Source organism: Citricoccus sp. NPDC079358, from assembly GCF_040702545.1.
Taxonomy (GTDB): Bacteria; Actinomycetota; Actinomycetes; order Actinomycetales; family Micrococcaceae; genus Citricoccus.
On sequence record NZ_JBFBLI010000022.1, the window covers coordinates 1 to 15,760 of the forward strand.

Annotated in this window: 16 protein-coding genes; 6 read left to right on the forward strand and 10 right to left on the reverse strand. The window is 66.7% G+C overall.

Annotation, left to right across the window (positions count from 1 at the left end):
• Positions 1-525: 525 nt before the first annotated feature.
• The 6 genes from AB0333_RS16355 to AB0333_RS16380 all read right to left on the reverse strand — a co-directional run bounded on the left by AB0333_RS16355 (position 526) and on the right by AB0333_RS16380 (position 3,829).
• Positions 526-1,239, reverse strand: a complete 714-nt coding sequence (locus AB0333_RS16355) for an alpha/beta fold hydrolase (protein ID WP_366219750.1) — start codon at positions 1,237-1,239, stop codon at positions 526-528.
• Between the two features lie 151 nt (positions 1,240-1,390).
• Positions 1,391-1,693 (reverse strand): Lsr2 family protein, encoded by a 303-nt coding sequence (locus AB0333_RS16360; protein WP_366219751.1) that lies wholly within the window; start codon positions 1,691-1,693, stop codon positions 1,391-1,393.
• 72 nt (positions 1,694-1,765) lie between these two features.
• Positions 1,766-1,888, reverse strand: coding sequence for a hypothetical protein (locus AB0333_RS16365; RefSeq protein WP_256375982.1), 123 nt, complete (start codon positions 1,886-1,888; stop codon positions 1,766-1,768).
• 426 nt (positions 1,889-2,314) lie between these two features.
• Positions 2,315-2,980: a helicase associated domain-containing protein gene (locus AB0333_RS16370; RefSeq protein WP_236558208.1), complete on the reverse strand. Its 666-nt coding sequence runs from the start codon at positions 2,978-2,980 to the stop codon at positions 2,315-2,317.
• A gap of 95 nt (positions 2,981-3,075) precedes the next feature.
• Complete coding sequence (locus AB0333_RS16375; protein WP_366219752.1) at positions 3,076-3,402, reverse strand: hypothetical protein; 327 nt, start codon at positions 3,400-3,402, stop codon at positions 3,076-3,078.
• 76 nt (positions 3,403-3,478) lie between these two features.
• Entirely contained in the window at positions 3,479-3,829 is a 351-nt protein-coding gene (locus AB0333_RS16380; RefSeq protein ID WP_366219753.1) for a DUF6504 family protein, read from the reverse strand.
• Between the two features lie 602 nt (positions 3,830-4,431).
• On the opposite strand from AB0333_RS16380, the gene AB0333_RS16385 reads away from it, so the two are divergent.
• The 6 genes from AB0333_RS16385 (at position 4,432) to AB0333_RS16410 (ending at position 8,916) form a co-directional block, all read left to right on the forward strand.
• A complete protein-coding gene (locus AB0333_RS16385) occupies positions 4,432-4,698 on the forward strand; it encodes a hypothetical protein (protein WP_366219754.1) in 267 nt (88 codons plus the stop codon).
• Between the two features lie 31 nt (positions 4,699-4,729).
• Positions 4,730-4,987 (forward strand): glutaredoxin-like protein NrdH, encoded by a 258-nt coding sequence (nrdH, locus tag AB0333_RS16390; protein ID WP_366219755.1) that lies wholly within the window; start codon positions 4,730-4,732, stop codon positions 4,985-4,987.
• Positions 4,988-5,246: 259 nt separating this feature from the next.
• Entirely contained in the window at positions 5,247-6,176 is a 930-nt protein-coding gene (locus AB0333_RS16395; RefSeq protein WP_366219756.1) for a DNA-binding protein, read from the forward strand.
• A 240-nt stretch (positions 6,177-6,416) separates the two neighbouring features.
• Positions 6,417-6,581 (forward strand): hypothetical protein, encoded by a 165-nt coding sequence (locus tag AB0333_RS16400; RefSeq protein WP_366219757.1) that lies wholly within the window; start codon positions 6,417-6,419, stop codon positions 6,579-6,581.
• Positions 6,582-7,198: 617 nt separating this feature from the next.
• Entirely contained in the window at positions 7,199-7,960 is a 762-nt protein-coding gene (locus tag AB0333_RS16405; RefSeq protein ID WP_366219758.1) for an SDR family oxidoreductase, read from the forward strand.
• A 191-nt stretch (positions 7,961-8,151) separates the two neighbouring features.
• A complete protein-coding gene (locus AB0333_RS16410; protein ID WP_366219759.1) occupies positions 8,152-8,916 on the forward strand; it encodes an IclR family transcriptional regulator in 765 nt (254 codons plus the stop codon).
• Positions 8,917-8,931: 15 nt separating this feature from the next.
• Here AB0333_RS16410 and AB0333_RS16415 read toward each other — a convergent pair whose 3' ends face one another.
• The 4 genes from AB0333_RS16415 to AB0333_RS16430 form a co-directional block, all read right to left on the reverse strand.
• On the reverse strand, positions 8,932-10,965 hold the full coding sequence (locus tag AB0333_RS16415) for an acetoacetate--CoA ligase (RefSeq protein ID WP_366219760.1): 2,034 nt from the start codon (positions 10,963-10,965) through the stop codon (positions 8,932-8,934).
• Between the two features lie 92 nt (positions 10,966-11,057).
• Positions 11,058-12,395, reverse strand: a complete 1,338-nt coding sequence (locus AB0333_RS16420; RefSeq protein ID WP_366219761.1) for an MFS transporter — start codon at positions 12,393-12,395, stop codon at positions 11,058-11,060.
• A gap of 1,441 nt (positions 12,396-13,836) precedes the next feature.
• Positions 13,837-14,637, reverse strand: a complete 801-nt coding sequence (locus tag AB0333_RS16425) for an IclR family transcriptional regulator (RefSeq protein WP_366219762.1) — start codon at positions 14,635-14,637, stop codon at positions 13,837-13,839.
• Between the two features lie 236 nt (positions 14,638-14,873).
• Positions 14,874-15,647, reverse strand: coding sequence for an N-carbamoylsarcosine amidohydrolase (locus AB0333_RS16430; protein WP_366219763.1), 774 nt, complete (start codon positions 15,645-15,647; stop codon positions 14,874-14,876).
• Positions 15,648-15,760: the final 113 nt, after the last annotated feature.

Consider the following 15,760-nt stretch of genomic DNA (forward strand, 5'->3'; position numbering starts at 1 on the left):
GAGGAGGCGGCCGACACCACCCTCGAACTCAGCGCCTGACCAACACCAACAACAGAAGGATCACCGATCACTACACCACTCCACGGGGCTTGACCTAGTTCGAGGAACCTGAAGCGGCTTTGAAATGGTGCACTGAGGCGAGTAACGAGCCGAGATTCTCGGATGCAGGGGCGCAGTTCTCGGGCCGGATGGAAACTCGAGCCCAGGTCTAGGTTCGTAGCAGGCAGGCGACGGCAATGGTGCGGACGGCGCGCTGGTGGCCGATCCCAAGAACAGTTCCGGTCGTCATTACCCCCGTGGAATCCTGCATTAGATGCACGAAGGCTACGGTCACCAGCACCTAAAGATCAGAGCTCGCCGCGGACCAATTCTCGGGACGTCTGTGGAGTCTGCGGCCGATCTGCATCGACGTTTCAACGTCTGCGGACGGCAGTTCCTGCACCTACTGCAACTACCGTGAGCTGACTGGTAGTGCGATGGGTTGCCGTGAGACGAGTAGGGGAGTGGTTGCGGCGGGTCACTGCCCTAGACCGCAGCCAACAGGATCTCGAGTACTTGGTTTGGATGGGAGTAGAACGGCGAATGGCCGGCTTCCATCTCGTGGACCCGCGCCGGAGAACGGTCGGCCATGAGTTTCTGTAGTGCTGGCATGATGGCCCGGTCTTGCGTGCATACGACGTATTCCTGGGGCGGAAGTTCCACCCCGTCAACGTCTACTGGAGTGGCGAACACTGCCAGTGGCTGGCGATCGAGTCGCCCGATCGCGTGCTGAGCCGTGTCTTCGGGCACGCCGTTGTAGAAGACCGTTGAGGCCTGACTGAGGTCGAAAGTGGCAATCGGGGGTTCTCCGTACACCGTGATGTTCGACTGAACCCCGTCGCCGGCGCCCTCGGGCAGGTTCGTCAGGTCCAGCAGCGATTCCCCATGGGCCGGGCGGAATGCAGTGAGGTAGACCAGCCGGGTGACCAGATCCGGCACACGGGCTGCCGCTTGCGTGATGACGACGCCTCCCATGCTGTGGCCAACCAAGACTGACGGTCCCTCAAGGGATCGCAATGTCTCGATGACTCGGTCGGCGGCAGAGGCCAGGGTGACATCCTCTAGGGGCGTCTGGTCATCGCCGGCCCCTGGCAGGTCGGGCGCCACGACGGTGTGACCAGCTTCCTGCAGTCGGCTGGAGACTTCCGTCCAGCACCATCCGCCGTGGAATGCCCCATGAATCAGTACGAAGTTCGCCATGCGTGGATCCTACGGCACAGCAGTCCTGCATATTGTCCTTGACGTGGGCCTATGGCGCGAAGGCTACCGCTTCAGTCATTCCTGCTTTAACGCCGATAAGCTACCTTATGTCAACTCACTGGATTATATGTCTAGTAAGTGGACTCTCTGACTACGTCTGTTCGGCGTTGTTGTAAGCCTCGAGGATGTCCTGATGGATGCGTCCTCGGGCCGAGACGTCGTAACCGTTCTGCTGGGCCCACTGGCGGATGGCCGCCGCCGGGCGAGGCGGCGCTGGAGGCGCGGTGGCTCGGCCCTGGCGAACGTAGGCGGTCAGTTCGCCGCGCAGCTGCTTGGCATTGGCGGTGGACAGGTCGATCTCGTAGTGGCGTCCATCCAGGCCGAACGAAACGGTTTCCTTTGCCGGAGATCCGTCGAGGTCGTCAATCAAAACTACTTGTGCCTTCTGGGCCATGGCTTCCTTAGGTCGTGTGCTCGCACCGGCCCACACTGTGAGGCCACAGCCGGCAGTTTATCCGGACCTGGCCTAGTCAGAGGATGTTCCGCGCGTGTGGGAGTCGGCCGTGAGGTGGGCGGCGTGCTCACGCAGGTATTCGCAGAGGTAGGGTGCGTCGAAGTCGACCAGCCCGTAGCCGGCGGCCTGGATCATGCCCGCCTTGAGCAGCCGGTCGCGGTAGACCCCGGCGTACCGGCTGGTCTTGCCATGCGGGCGGCGATGTCCGCCAGAGTTTTTATCCCTTTAGAACTCACTTCCAGGGGTCGGCCTGGACTGTCGAACTCTGTGAGTCTGTCGGCCTGGCAGTCTGTCAGCATTGGTGGCCAACGGCGGCGTCCAGGGCTGCGGCGGTTCCGCCCCTGCAGTGGGGCGAAACGGATTCAACTGAGCCACGACCACTCCCCCGGTGTACTTGTGTGTACTTTGTGAACATCAGTGCACGGGGTGAACGAGAGTGTTCTTTCGCCTTGCGTGGATGTCTGCTGGTGAACGGTCGAAGACTCTGTGAGTCACGGGCTCTGTATGTCCACAACTCTGTCATGAGTATGTCCCGGCCGCGCTCGGCGTCCTCAGGGAGGGTTATGGAGTGGAGTTTGAGGACCCCTGCCTCTCTTCCTGTTCGCGTACCGGACGCCACCGCGGAACCTGCCGGTCCAACCACTGCAGCCGCTCTGGCTCCAGGGTTCCGGCGCGGTAGGCGCTCTGCTGGGCATAGACCCACACCGCCAGACTCTTCTCCTGGTCGCCAGGCATGTCAGTGTGCTGGGGGAACCTACCGTGGTCGTGGAGGAAGCGCAGCAGCTCGACCAGGCGTAGTCGCCAGTTGGATTCGTTCTCGATCGACCGGTCATCCAACCTCCACGACGGCAACACCCGATCTAATCCACGCTCTCGGTGCAAGGGCAACCGTTCTGCGCGATGGTGGGAGCGTTGGGTGATCAGCCAATGGGCCAGGGACCACTCGGAACCAGTCTGCCGGGAGTCATCCGACCGGCGGGCGTGCGGGCGGCGCTGGTGTTCTTGGAGGAATCGGTCCAGTTCCTCGAGGCGGGCTCGCCAGCGCCGGTCCGGATCCGGCCAGTTCGAGGGCCTGGGGCGCGGCCGGTCATGGAGGGCCAGGCGCGTCGGGGCGGGCCCGCCCCGCAGTGCTTCACCACGCCGGCGCACGTACTCCCGCACATACTCCGGGTTCACGTCGTTCAAGCGGGCAATGACCGCGGCTGAGACGCCCCTGTCGGACATCATCACCCATTCAGGATGTGCCCGCCCCTTCCGCTCCACACGCCGAGCCTAACCGGGCTTGAGGTCTCATGCTTCGCGGTTGTGGATAACCCTGAGAGCTACCGGTCGTGTCGGTCGTAGGGGTCCGTCCAGGAGGACTCTTGGCGGGGGATGCGTTGTACCCAGGCGGCCGGCACCCATGCCTGCACCGGATGATGGGCCTCGTCCGGCCACTGGACCAGGACGTGGGTCCGGGTCCAGCGCATGGCCTTGGCGTCTTGGACCGGGAACCTCACCCGCACATAGGGCTCCAGGCCTGATGGTGGCCCGGAGGTGTCCTCGGGCTGCCAGGTCTTCGGTCCGCCGAAGACCGTCGGATCCGAGGTCCTGAACAACTCTGCGTTCGCACGGTACGCGCCACCGCCGGGGCGCTTCACCCACGACATGCGCACCGCCTTGCCTCGGACGCGGGGCGCCGTGCAGGCCAGGGACCAGCATCGCGTTCAGTGATTGTCGAACGCATCAGGCGCTGGCCAGTGGGCGGCGGCCGGCCAGGGACTGTTCCAGACCCTGGTCGTCGTGGACGCGGATTAATCGCCAGCGGCCCGAATCGACCTGGTGGCTGATGTCCAGGGTGAGCAGGGGTGCGTTGCGGGCTCGTTCCAGGCGCACTTGGAGCCGCCAGACCTCGTGGTCTACCAGGCCGGGGCCGCGGCCGCGCTCGGCCCGGTGCTCCTCGGTCCACCAGCTGCGGCGTTGGTACCAGCGAGTCGGTTCGGCGGCGACGATATAGCGGCGATGCTCCCAGTCCAGGCGCAGCGGTACTCCGGCCGTGGTGCACGTCACGCCCACCGATTGAGTCAAGGTCCCCACCCTGCATGCTCCTTCCTCGAGGCAATATGCCGACCCCATAGTGGGGTGAGCGTGACCGGCCCCTGGGACGGGGGCCAGCCTGCGAGGGGAAGACAGGAAGCAACGAGCAAGACCAGCCACTGTAGCGGCCGGTGTGCTCGGGTCCGAGGTTAGGGGAAGGGCCGGACGAGCTAAGAGACGAGCTAAGAATCGCCGCAGTTGACGGTGGCATCGAAGCCCTGGACCCGGTGGTGTTCCTCGCTCGCTCGGAACCCCACCCGCGGCCGGCCTGCGGCCGGCTGTAGACCCTGGTCCGCCGGAACGGCGGCGGACCAGGACGCCGGCCCTGGCGGGCCGACCTGATTTGTTTGCCTGCTGTCCTGCGGATTATGCGCCCCGGCTCCACCGGCACAAGCCCCTCCTTCGTCGGGGCCGGTTCCCCCGGAAACCTTGGGTCGGCGCTCCCTCGTTCCTCGGTCGCTTCTTTCCTCCCCAAGCTTTCCTCCGCCACCGCCCTACGGGTTGATGCCGGATCCGTCCGGGGCAGCTCACTTCGTTTCGCCAGCAGGCAAAAAAATACGGGGGAGAGGAACAAGCCACCCCCACGGCGGAAGGAACCCCAGATGAGTCACCACGCGATCTACGACAGCATGCAGGAGAACTGCGCCGACCTCCTGACCCCTGTGTGCCCGTTCTGCGGCCAGCAGGGATGGATCACCATCCCCCAGACCGGGGCCGAGGCCCTGATGGAGGGCCGGCCCGTCCAGGACGCCCTGCCCGAGCTCGATCACCGGCTCCGCGAGCAGATCACCAGCGGCATCCACCCCCGGTGCTTCCCCGGCGCAGAGTTCGGCGAGGGCATCGACCCTGGCCTGATCCACGGCCACTGACCGCGATAGCACCACTTCGAAAGGACCAGTCATGACCACCGTGACCGTCTACAGCAAGCCCGCCTGCGTGCAGTGCAACGCCACCTACCGGGCCCTTCAGAACAAGGGCATCACCTACGAGACCGTGGACCTCTCCCAGGACGCCGGCGCCCTGGAACGAGTGCGGGCCCTCGGGTACCTGCAAGCCCCCGTCATCATCACCGAGACCGGGGAGCACTGGTCCGGGTTTCGTCCCGACAAGATTGAGGAACTGGCCGAGCAGGCCACCGTAGAACTGGGGCGGACCTGATGCAGGGGCAGCCAGGCGCCCTGGACCTGCTGACTACGCCGAGGCGTGGATGAGCCCGGGGACGGTGGATGGCAACGGTGCATCCGGCCCAGGCTCACACAACCGTAGACCCAGCTGATAGGGGAGCGGCATCCATGACCCTCACCGAAGCAGAGGGGAAGACCCCAGAAACCCAGACCGGTCTCTACTCGACGAGAAGTAATAATAGTAGTAGGCTTACTATTATTACTTCTCGTTCTAGGGAGCTTCGATGGTCGAAATGTCCACCCCGACCGTGAGCGACCGCGTCTTCGCGGCCTGTGACCAGCTCGAGGCCGCCGGAGAGCGCATCACCGTGGCTACGGTGCGCAGGCAGGCCCAGGTCTCCATGCAGGATGCCTCCGAGGGCGTGCGCGCCTGGCGGCAGGCCCACGCGCAGGCTCAGTCCGTGCCCGAACCTCCCGAGGCCGTGGCCCGGGCCCTGAACGGGGCTTGGGGCGCGGCCCTGACGGCCGCGCGGACGGAGGTTGAACACCTGGCCACCGAGGCCAGGCAAGCCCAAGAGCACGCCGAAGCCGAAGCGGCCGACCTCTTGGCAGCCATCACCGAGACAGAAGCCAGTCGCAATGAAGCCCGGGCCGAGCTCGAGCGAACCCGGGCCGAGCTGACCAGGGCCCACGCCGAACAGCAGCAGGCCATCGGAAAAGCCTCGGACGCCATCCAGGCCCGCGCCCGCGAGGAGGGCCGCAGAGAGCAAGCGGTGAACGAAGCGGGCCGGCTACGAGGAGAGCTTGACCAGGCCAAGGAGCGGGTCCGTGAGTTCCAAGACGTCGCCGACCAGGCGAAAGCGCAGGCCCAGCAAGACCGCCAGGCGCGGGTCCAGGCCGAAGCGGAGACGAAAGCGGCGCGAACAGCCCTCACGGAGGCCGAGATCAGTCGGGACGAGGCCTTCAGCACCCTCAAAGACTGCCGAGCCGAGCTGACCAAAGTGCAGGCCGAGCGGGACCAGTCGGTCGAGACCGCGGCCCAAGCCCGCCAAGACCAAGCCCAGGAGAAGGCCACCCGCCAGCAGGCGGAAGCCGAGGTTGCACAGCTGCGGAAAGATCTCAAGAGTTCCCGGGAAAAGCTCCGCAAGACCGACACCGAGACGAAGTCCCTGCGTACCGAACTGAGCGCCGCTCAAGAAGAAATTCGGACGCTGCGCGACTAAAACCTTCCCCGGGCAAGGGACCGGCCGCCCCCTCCGTGGGCCCGGCGTCGCCGCCCAGCCCGGCACTCGGTCCGCGGTGCAGGCCCGCCTGGAAACCCGGCCAGACGTCCGTGGTTCTTCACCGTGTCGAGCCTGACCCCGTGCTGCGACCGGTGTCTGCACCCCAAGACCTGCCGATCCAGCCAGAACCGCCGCTGTGGAGGCAGGTTCCACCTCAAATACGCCGGACGATCCGACACCTTGTTCTCCGACGACGCGATCACAGCGATCCACCAGGCCTCACGCGGCTACCCCCGCGCGGTCAACAACCTCGCGATCTCCTCCCTGATCGCCACCTACGCCACCGGCAAGGCCATCGTGGACCTCACCGCAGCCCAATCCGCGATCACGGAGAACAGCGAATAACCCCGTCACCAAAGACGACCGCCACGTCACCCTGACCATCGAGGCCCCGCCGGAACCCACCGGCGGGGCCTTTCCACGCCGCCACCATCGCCACCGGACATGACGGCCCCATCGTCAAAAAGCGCAACGGCTAACATCAGGTCACAGTCGTCGAAGGTAACGTTGGGCACGTCGAGGTCTTTCAGATGGGCAGTGTGAGAACTTCCATCTTCGGAAGGCCTCGACCTCCATCCAGCTAACGACGCGCCGCTTCTCCGAGAACCCCGTCTACACCCTCAATTGTGAAGAGCCGCTTTAAGTCGTTCTTCGAGGTCCTCAATGACACCGAACCCTAAGCGTCTACCCTGAGACCGATGACTACACCCTCTTCATGGCCGAGGGCGTGGAGCGTGAACTGGTCTGCTATGACTGATCGCAGAGCCTGGACCGGTGTGACGACCTGCTGCTGAGACTGCTCGTCGCCAAGAACGCCAGGCCCCAGATCCCCTAACCTGAGGCGTGTCGGCGGACGGCCGCCCCGGTGGTGACCCGTCACCGTCCCGACCTCCCACCCGTAACACCCAACGATCCGGCCCGTCGACCCACTGCGCCACCCACGATTCCCAGGAGGAAACCTCGTGAGCAAGAACGTCCTCATCACCGCGGGTGCCGGCGGCATCGGCTTCGCCACCGCCACCGCCTTCGCCACCGAAGGCCACCGCGTGCACATCGCGGACATCAACGCCGAGGCCGTCGCCGCAGCGGTCGCCTCCCACGGGAACATCACAGGTTCGGTCACCGACGTGTCCCAGCCCGAGGCCATCGAGGCCCTGTTCCAGGACGTGGCCCAAGAACTCGGCGGACTGGACGTGCTGGTGAACATGGCCGGCATCGGCGGCCCCACCGCTCCCGCTGCGGAACTGGCCGCGGAGGACTGGAATGCCGTCGTCGGCATCAACCTCACCGGCACCTTCCTGGTCACCCAGCACGCCATCCCGCTGTTGAAGGCCTCCGAGGCCGGCACGATCGTGACGATGTCCTCGCTGGCCGGCCGCTTCGGGTACCCGGACCGCATCGCCTACTCCACGACCAAGTGGGGCCTGGTGGGCTTCGCCAAGACCCTGGCCCTGGAGCTGGGCGAGTACGGCATCACCTCGAACACCATCCACCCCGGCGCCGTGGCCGGTCCGCGCATGGACAGCGTCCTGGCCGGGCGCGCCGAGGCCAATGGCACCACGATCGAGGCCGAGACCGCCAACGCGCTGGCCAACCAGTCGGTCAAGCAGTTCATCGACCCGGCCGACATCGCCGCGCTGATCCTGTTCCTGGCCGGCCCGCACGGCCGCACCATCACCGGTCAGCAGCTGCCGATCGACGGTGACTCCAAGGCCGCCTCCTGATCCAGGCCCACACCACGGTGGGACGGACGCCTTGCGGGCGCCCGCCCCCCCGGGCCGAGGGTCGCGCCGGTCCTGGTCCGCTCACCGTGGCCGGCGCCCACCTCGGGTGCCGGACGGTCGATCCCTGACCACGGTGAGGACGCCCCAACGGCCTGTTCAGCCGGCTCCCGTCCCGCCCCTACCCTTGGTTCATGGCCCCCGACGTGTCCCCCATCGAGTCGGTGGACCGTGCCTTGGTGCTGCTGAACCTGCTGCGCAGTCAGGGGTCGGTGTCCGTCGCGGAGGCTGCAGACCATCTCGGTGTCGCCCCGTCCACCGCCCACCGCCTGCTCAACGCCCTGGCCTTCCGGGGTTTCGCCCGGCAGAACCATCTGCGCCGGTATCTGGTGGGTCCCGCATTCTCCACCACGCCTCTGCGCTCCCCCGTCCTGGCCGGGTTGCGCGATGCCGCTCGGCCTGCCCTGGAGTACGCCCATGCCCAGACCGGGGAAACGGTGCAGCTGATGGTGTTGCGGGGCGGGGACATCCTGTTCCTGGACGGCATCGAGTCCCCGCACGGGCTGCGGGTGGCCATGCGGCGCGGGGACACGATGCCGGCCTTCACCTCGGCCGGGGGCAAGGCCCTGCTGTCGAGGTTGCCCAACCGGGAACTGGAGGAGGTCTACCGGGCCGGCGTGCCGGACTGGCCCACCGCCAAGATCCACTCCCTGGCCACGCTGAAGAAACGGATGACGCGCATCCGGCACGACGGCTACGCGACCAACCTGGAGGAGACGGAACAGGGAGTGATCGGCATTGGGGTGGCGGTCGTGGACTCCGTGGGACGGCCCCTGGCCGGGCTCACCACGGCGACGCCCAGCATCCGCTTCACCCGGGCCGACATCCCCCGGCACGTGGAGGTCCTGCGGCAGGCCGCCGAGATCCTGGAACGGCGCACCGCCGAACAGCAGCACTGACCCGGCCCGCAGGCATCAGGGCTGGCCGATGACCTCCTGGACCCGGGCGACGGTCGCGTCGATCTGCTCGGGGCGGGCCACCACCCCGAGGTCCATCACCTGTCCGCGCACCGCGCCCTGGATGATGCGCTTGAGCGGGATCTCCAGGCGCTTGCCCGTCGGATTGCGGGGAATGGACGGGACGAACACCACGTGGTCCGGCACGTGCCGCGGGGAGAGTTCGGTGCGCAGCGTGGTGCGGATCGTGTTCTCCAACGCCGCTTCCGCCTCCGCCCCGGACACCTCGTCCGCGGCGTCCACGAGCAGCACGAGCTGGCCCATGCCGCCGGCGTCCTCGAAATGCAGGACCATGGTGTCGTTGACCTGCGGCAGGGCATCGAGCACGGCGTAGAACTCGGCGGTGCCCAGGCGCACGCCGCCGCGGTTCAGGGTCGCGTCGGAGCGGCCCGTGATGACCCAGGAGCCGCGTTGGGTCTGTACCAGCCAGTCGCCGTGGCGCCACACCCCGGGGTAAGCGCCAAAATAGCTGTCCCGGTACCCCTCGTTGCCCTCATCGCCCCAGAAGAACACCGGCATGGATGGCATCGGCTGCGTGCACACGAGCTCACCGGCCTCGCCGTGCAGTTCCCGGCCCTCCGGGTCCCAGGACGCCACGGCCACCCCGAGCGGGCGGCAGGACATCTCCCCGGCCCAGACCGGGGTCAGCGGGCTGCCACCGACGAAGGCGGCACAGATATCCGTGCCGCCGGAGGTGGGGGCCAGCAGCAGGTCCGGGTTGACGGCGTCCAGCACCCAGCCGGCGACGTCGGCGGCCAACGGAGAGCCCGAGCACTGGATCTCCCGCAACCGGGACAGGTCCCATTTCTGGTTCGGCCGCATTCCGGCATGGGCGCAGGCGGCCAGGTAGGCCGAGCCGGTGCCCATGTAGGTGGAGCCCGTTTCGGCCATCACCGCCCACTGCGACCACTCACCGTCCGCGGCCGGCCAGTTCGGGTCTCCGTCCATGAGGACCACGGAGGCGCCCAGCAACAGCGAGGACACGCCCATGGTCCACACCATCCAGCCGGTGGTGGAGAACCAGAAGGCGTTGTCGGCCTCGCTCATGCCGAAGTGCAGACCGTGGGCCTTGAGGTGCTCCAGCAGGATCCCGCCGTGGCAGTGCACGATCGCCTTGGGCTTGCCCGTGGTGCCGGAGGAGAAGAGCACGGTCAGCGGGTGGTCGAAGGGCACCGGCTCGATGTGGACCGCCGGCACCGCCGCGGCGTCAAACCCCGGCTCGAGCCCGGCCCGGCCGGTGAACTCGGCCCAGGTCTCCGCGCCCTCGGGGGCCCGGGCTTGGGGGTCCAGGTAGGGCAGTAGGACGGTCTGGGTTCCGGGCAGGAACTGCCGGATGCGGGCCAGGTCATCGGCGCGGGAGAGTTCCCGCTTGCCGTAGACGTAGCCGTCAATGGCGATCAGTACCTTCGGCTCCAGCTGGGTGAGGCGGTCCAGCACGGACTGTGGGCCCATCTCCGGGGGCACGGCGCACCAGATGGCGCCGAGGCCCGTCGTCGCCAGGTACGCGGCCAGGGTCTCGGGGATGTTGGGCAGGTAGCCGGCCACCCGGTCCCCCACGCCCACGCCGCGGGCGATCAGGCCGGCCTGGATGCGGGCAATCTCTTCTTCCAGGCGCGCCCCGGTCCACTCCACGGAGCCGTTGGTCTGGCTGCGGGAAGTGACCATGACGTCCCCGGCGCGATCGCGCAGCATCCGCAGCACGTGCTCGGCGTAGTTCAGCCTCGCCCCGGGAAACCACTTCGCCCCGGGCATGGTGCGGTCCTCCAGGACCGCCGTATACGGGGCGTGGGAGATCACCTGAAAGTGGTCCCACACCTGGCCCCAGAAGTCCTCGAGGTTCTCCACGGACCAGGCCCAGGCGTCGTCGTAGGTGGCGAAGCGCACCCCGTACCGGGTCTCGACGTCCTCCAGGAACCGGCCCATCCGGGTGGTATTCCAGTCGGCGCGGTCCGGGGCGGGGGTCAGGAGGGTGCCGGGCTCAGTGATGGTCATGGTTCGTCCTTCGTTCTCAGGTCCGATGCCGGCCCGGGTGCGTACGGCGGCGGGCACGGTCGGTGCGTCAAGTGCGGTCGGTCGTCTGGGGGTCAGGCCGACGCGGTCGGCGCGAGGGGCAGCGTGGCGCCCTGTCGGCGCAGTGACACGCTCAGGGCGGCCACGCAGGCTGCGGAGGCCAGCAGCGGGAGGGCGAACAGGTAGAAGATGGTCGCGGGGTCCCAGCCGCCGTCGATGAGGTAACCGACCAGGATGGGGGCGACGATGGAGACGAGGCGGCCGATGCCGATCATCCAGCCGATGCCGGTGGCCCGGGCCCGGGCCGTGTACACGCCCGGGGCGACGGCGTAGAACCCGGCGATGCCCGCCGTGGTCAGGATGCCCAGCAGTACCGCGGTGCCCATAGCCACCGGGATCACCGAGAACACGACGCCGAACAGCACGTAGGCGCCCGCCGCGCCGGCCAGGGCGCCGAAGAGCAGGCGGTTGGAACGAAAGCGCAGGGCCAGGGCGCTGAAGATGAAGCAGCCGATGATCCCGCCCAGGTTGGCCAGCGTGCCGGTCCGGATGCCCAAAGCCTCCTCGCCGGAGGCGCCGGCGATGATCTGCGGGGTCCAGGTGTTGGCGAAGTAGTAGGCCGCCACCAGGCAGGCGTAACCGATCCACAGCATGAAGGTGCGGAAGCGAACCTTGCCGTGGAAGATCTCGGCGATGCCGCTTCGGGACTCCACGGTCTTCGGCAGCTCGGGCAGGGCAGTGAGCGGCGGCCGGTTCATCCGGGCCAGGATGCGGTTGGCCTTGCCCAGGGCGCCCTTGGGTTGGCGGGCGAAGAGGAAGTCCAGGGACTCGGGCAAAAAGAGCAGGGCGATCACGAACATGAGGGCGCTGAGCACACCACCGGCCAGGAACAGGGCCTGCCAGCCGAACACGGTGATCAACGGCTCAGCCACCACGCCGCCGATGGTGGCGCCGATGGGGTAGCCGGCGGCGTAGATGCCGATGATGGACCCGCGGCGGGCGTCCGAGGCGTACTCGGAGACGAAGACGTTGAGGTTCGCCATCATCCCGCCCACGCCCAGGCCGGTGAGCAGGCGGAACACCAGCAGCATGAACTCATCGGTGGCCAGGGCGGAAAGCCCCATCCCCACCGCGATCACGAACATGGATCCCACGGCCAGCCACCGTCGGCCGATCACGTCCGCAATCGGGGTAATGAAAATCGACCCGGCGGCCATGCCGAACAGGCTGGCGCTGAGCAGGTAGCCCAGCATCACCGGCTCGGTACCCCACTCCGCGCTCAACGACGGGGCGGCATAGGCCATCGCGGCCACATCGAAGCCGTCCAGAAGGATCATCACCAACGCGACCGTGACGGCCACGACCTGAAATCGAGTCATCCGCGACCGGCGGATGTCCTGCAATACGTCCATGGGGAAAGCTCCAGAGGCTAAGAAACGTTTCCCGTGACGCTACTCACCCTGAAAGCTGTGATCCACGCCACGTGACGACATTCCGTCCTGAGGAATGGAGGGCGCCCAAGGTGGCACCTCTATCCATGCCGAAAGGCATGCTTGCGTCGGGGGGCTCGCCGCCATCGCGCCAGTGGCGCCGCAGACCGTCCTGAGCAGGCCGGATCGACGACGGCCCGGGTAATGGACATCGGGCACGTCGCCCCCGCCGCTCTGATCTTCCGGAACGGCAACGTGGAGCGCAATGCCGGTATCACAAGCAGGTGTACTCCCCCGAAGTGTTCGACGACATGGCGTGCGAGGACAGGTGCTTCTAACGGCCACCTCCCGGGGCAAACTGGCAGGAACGGCAGTTCATGAGCCGGGAATAACAGGATCAGTCGGTGACGGCGGCGGTCTGGGACTTGCTACTGGTCAACCCCCGGCGCGAGTCGTTCTCCACCGTCTCCGTCATCGGCCCCGGGTCGAGATCCGCGTCAGTCAGCCATTGAGCATGGCTTTGCTTATCCGCTCATCTTTTCTAGGCGGACCGGGAGGAAGCTTGGGAACGCGCTTCGAAACGGTGCTGCCCATCGCGCCGCGCAGCCGTGGAATCCTGCATTAGATGCATGAACTCCACGGCCATCAGCGTGTTCGGAGCGGAGCTCATCGAGCGGTGGTCCCAGGACGCCACGTCGAGGCCTAGCCTGACCAGCGGCGACGCTCACACCCGCGAAGACGGGAGTTCCTGCAGCTACTGCAACTTCCGTGAGTTTCCAGCCTGTAAGCCTGATTATGTCAGGTAGAGCATGACATGTTGACGAGAAGTGCGAATCCGCCGGTTGGGACGACTCCCCCGTGATGGAGACCGTGCAGCCGGTTTCCGAGGATGCTCTCTGCTGCCCATGGCGGTCGGCCCTTGGATGAGTGGGCATCAGACCCCGTCCCGGCTTGCGCTTGCGTGACGTTCTGACCAGAATTCGCGTCCGCTGCGAAGTTCTCGCACATTATGCGAACGACTCGGCCGGATCCGGAAGCTTCTGACCTGCCCCGCAGCCGGATAGCCAGTGGAATAAGCCGGTCCCGAATACGTAAGGCCAACACTTTGCGCTTGTGAAGTTGCTTCTCCGCGCGTATTCCTTCACGCCGGGTTACCCGCCCAATCCGTTTGAAACAGCGCTAGCAGCGCGGACACCGCTGCAAACAGTGCGGACACCGCTCTTGCGGGGCTTCCACCCCGACCGCGCCGGCTAATCCGCCGACGCTACATCATCGACTTGAGGTGGTCGTGCACGTGGCGACGGACAAGGACATCCGGCCTGGAGAGGGGGTCCGAAGACCATCCGCCTGGGGCCCGGCAGATAACCCGGTACGACCGCGAAGCTGGGCTGCAGTCCAGGCGCGTTGCTGTCCCGGGAGGGGCTCAGTCCTCGACGGACGGCCGGCTGCCCAGGCGCGCAGAGACCTGTTCGGCGGCCTGCAGTACGGCATCCCGGAGGACCGGCTGGCTGGCCCTGAACTGCACCCGGGAGCGTGGCGCGCTGGCCGTGATGCAGCCCACGACCTTGCCGCGGTAGTCCCGCACCGGTGCCGAGATGCCGTATTCCTCGAAGGTGGTGTCGCCGTCGTTGATGGCGAATCCCTGTTCTCGGACGACGCGAAGGTTTTCATGGGCGAGGCCGTCGAGGCCGCGGTAGCTGTCCCGCTGGATGATCCCCGCTGAGAGCAGGCGGCCGACCTCCTCGGGCGGCAGCTCGGCCAGGAACACGCGGACGGAGGAGCTGGCGTACTTGTTGTACCGCGTGCCGATCGAGGCGCTGTGCTTGACTTGATGGGGACTGGCCGTCTGTTCCACGACGATCGCGCTGGTGCCGTTCCAGACCGCGATCGCGGCGGTCTCACTGGTGGCCTCGGTCAGCTCTTCCAGATAGGGCAGCGCCGCCCGGCGCACGTTGAGATCGGCGAGCAACGGGCCGGCCAAGCCGATCATGCCTAGGCCGAGCCGGTACCGGCCGGCCGTGTCGTCGCGCTGCACGTAACCAGACTCAGCGAGACCGGTGAGCATCCGCGAGACGGTGCTCTTGTGCAGGCCGACGAGCTCGGAGATCTCGGTGACGCCCAGCAATGGACGCGAGGCCACGGAGAAGGCCTCGAGCACGGCCAGCCCGTTCAGTAGGGACGCGGCCGCGCCCTGTTTGTCCCCGTTGGGCTGGGCACCGGGCATGATCCCTCCTTTTCGGGCGAGAGCACCATGCCTCGGCCACGCGTTCGTGTTCATGTTAGGCGATGGCTCCACGCGGTGTTCGGGGCGGGCAGTGCGCCTTGCACGGAGGTTCGGGACTTCTATGTCCTATGTCCTCACGGATGTGCGACAGTCCGGCACTCGTTGAGGGGGTGCCGGACTGTCGTCGGGTTGGCGTGAGAATGCCGGGCCGCTGGACTCCGCCGGTACGGTGCGGATCAGGCCGGATCGGCGGGGGCCTGGATCTCGGGCTGGGGGTCCGAGAGGGTCTTCGGGACCGTGTCCTTGAACTGCGGGAGCTTGTTCAGGTACTCCACCACCGAGTCCGTGGGCTCCACGTCACCGAACTTGTTGTCGATGTCGTAGAGGTTCCACTGCACGACGCCCGGGACGCGGTCGCCGATGGTCTCCCTGGGGATGATCGGACGGAAGCCCTTCGCGATCGCGTCCTCTACGGTGTGGCGCACGCACCCGGCCGCGGTCGCACCGGTCACGATCAGGGTGTCGATGCGGTTGGAGGTCAGGAAGAGCTCCAGGTTCGTCCCCGGGAATGCCGAGGCGCGGTTCTTCTCGATCACGACCTCGCCGTCTGCGGGCGCGATGCGGTCATCGATCTGAGCCCAGTAGGAATCCGCCGGAAGGGTCTCGGTGGGGATCTTCGAGTACCACAGGCCCATGTCGTTGGTGCCAGAGGTGGCGTCGCGGTTGCGGTAGACGTTCGTGGTGTAGAAGACCGGGACTCCCTTGGCTCGCGCGGCCTCGTTGATCCGCTGGACATTCGGGATGATCTCCTCCATCCCCGGGCAGCTGAACGGGTGGCCCGGGCGGGTCCAGGCGTTGGCGAGGTCGATGTGGATGACGGCGGGGCGGTTGCCGTAGCCGATCCGGCGCTTGAAGCCGCGGTCGTTGTAGATGCTCGTGCCGGCCTCGAACGCTTCCTCCAGCACTGCTGCAAGACGGGCTTCGATGTCGCTGTTGGTCGTGACGGTCATGGCTCTCTCCACTCTCCGGGCTAATAAGTTGCTATTCAAGCAACGAGGTTGCTGTGCTAAGTACAGTAGCGCACGGCTTGGGCCAGCACCAGAGGTGCATGGAGTCAGTTTTC

What these genes read in the sequence shown, in the direction of transcription:
- AB0333_RS16355 (WP_366219750.1), bottom strand. Translation starts at nt 1,239, where the DNA reads ATGGCGAACTTCGTACTGATTCATGGGGCATTCCACGGCGGATGGTGC.
- AB0333_RS16360 (WP_366219751.1), bottom strand. Translation starts at nt 1,693, where the DNA reads ATGGCCCAGAAGGCACAAGTAGTTTTGATTGACGACCTCGACGGATCT.
- AB0333_RS16365 (WP_256375982.1), bottom strand. Translation starts at nt 1,888, where the DNA reads ATGATCCAGGCCGCCGGCTACGGGCTGGTCGACTTCGACGCACCCTAC.
- AB0333_RS16370 (WP_236558208.1), bottom strand. Translation starts at nt 2,980, where the DNA reads ATGATGTCCGACAGGGGCGTCTCAGCCGCGGTCATTGCCCGCTTGAAC.
- AB0333_RS16375 (WP_366219752.1), bottom strand. Translation starts at nt 3,402, where the DNA reads ATGTCGTGGGTGAAGCGCCCCGGCGGTGGCGCGTACCGTGCGAACGCA.
- AB0333_RS16385 (WP_366219754.1), top strand. Translation starts at nt 4,432, where the DNA reads ATGAGTCACCACGCGATCTACGACAGCATGCAGGAGAACTGCGCCGAC.
- nrdH (WP_366219755.1), top strand. Translation starts at nt 4,730, where the DNA reads ATGACCACCGTGACCGTCTACAGCAAGCCCGCCTGCGTGCAGTGCAAC.
- AB0333_RS16395 (WP_366219756.1), top strand. Translation starts at nt 5,247, where the DNA reads ATGTCCACCCCGACCGTGAGCGACCGCGTCTTCGCGGCCTGTGACCAG.
- AB0333_RS16410 (WP_366219759.1), top strand. Translation starts at nt 8,152, where the DNA reads ATGGCCCCCGACGTGTCCCCCATCGAGTCGGTGGACCGTGCCTTGGTG.
- AB0333_RS16415 (WP_366219760.1), bottom strand. Translation starts at nt 10,965, where the DNA reads ATGACCATCACTGAGCCCGGCACCCTCCTGACCCCCGCCCCGGACCGC.
- AB0333_RS16420 (WP_366219761.1), bottom strand. Translation starts at nt 12,395, where the DNA reads ATGGACGTATTGCAGGACATCCGCCGGTCGCGGATGACTCGATTTCAG.
- AB0333_RS16425 (WP_366219762.1), bottom strand. Translation starts at nt 14,637, where the DNA reads ATGCCCGGTGCCCAGCCCAACGGGGACAAACAGGGCGCGGCCGCGTCC.
- AB0333_RS16430 (WP_366219763.1), bottom strand. Translation starts at nt 15,647, where the DNA reads ATGACCGTCACGACCAACAGCGACATCGAAGCCCGTCTTGCAGCAGTG.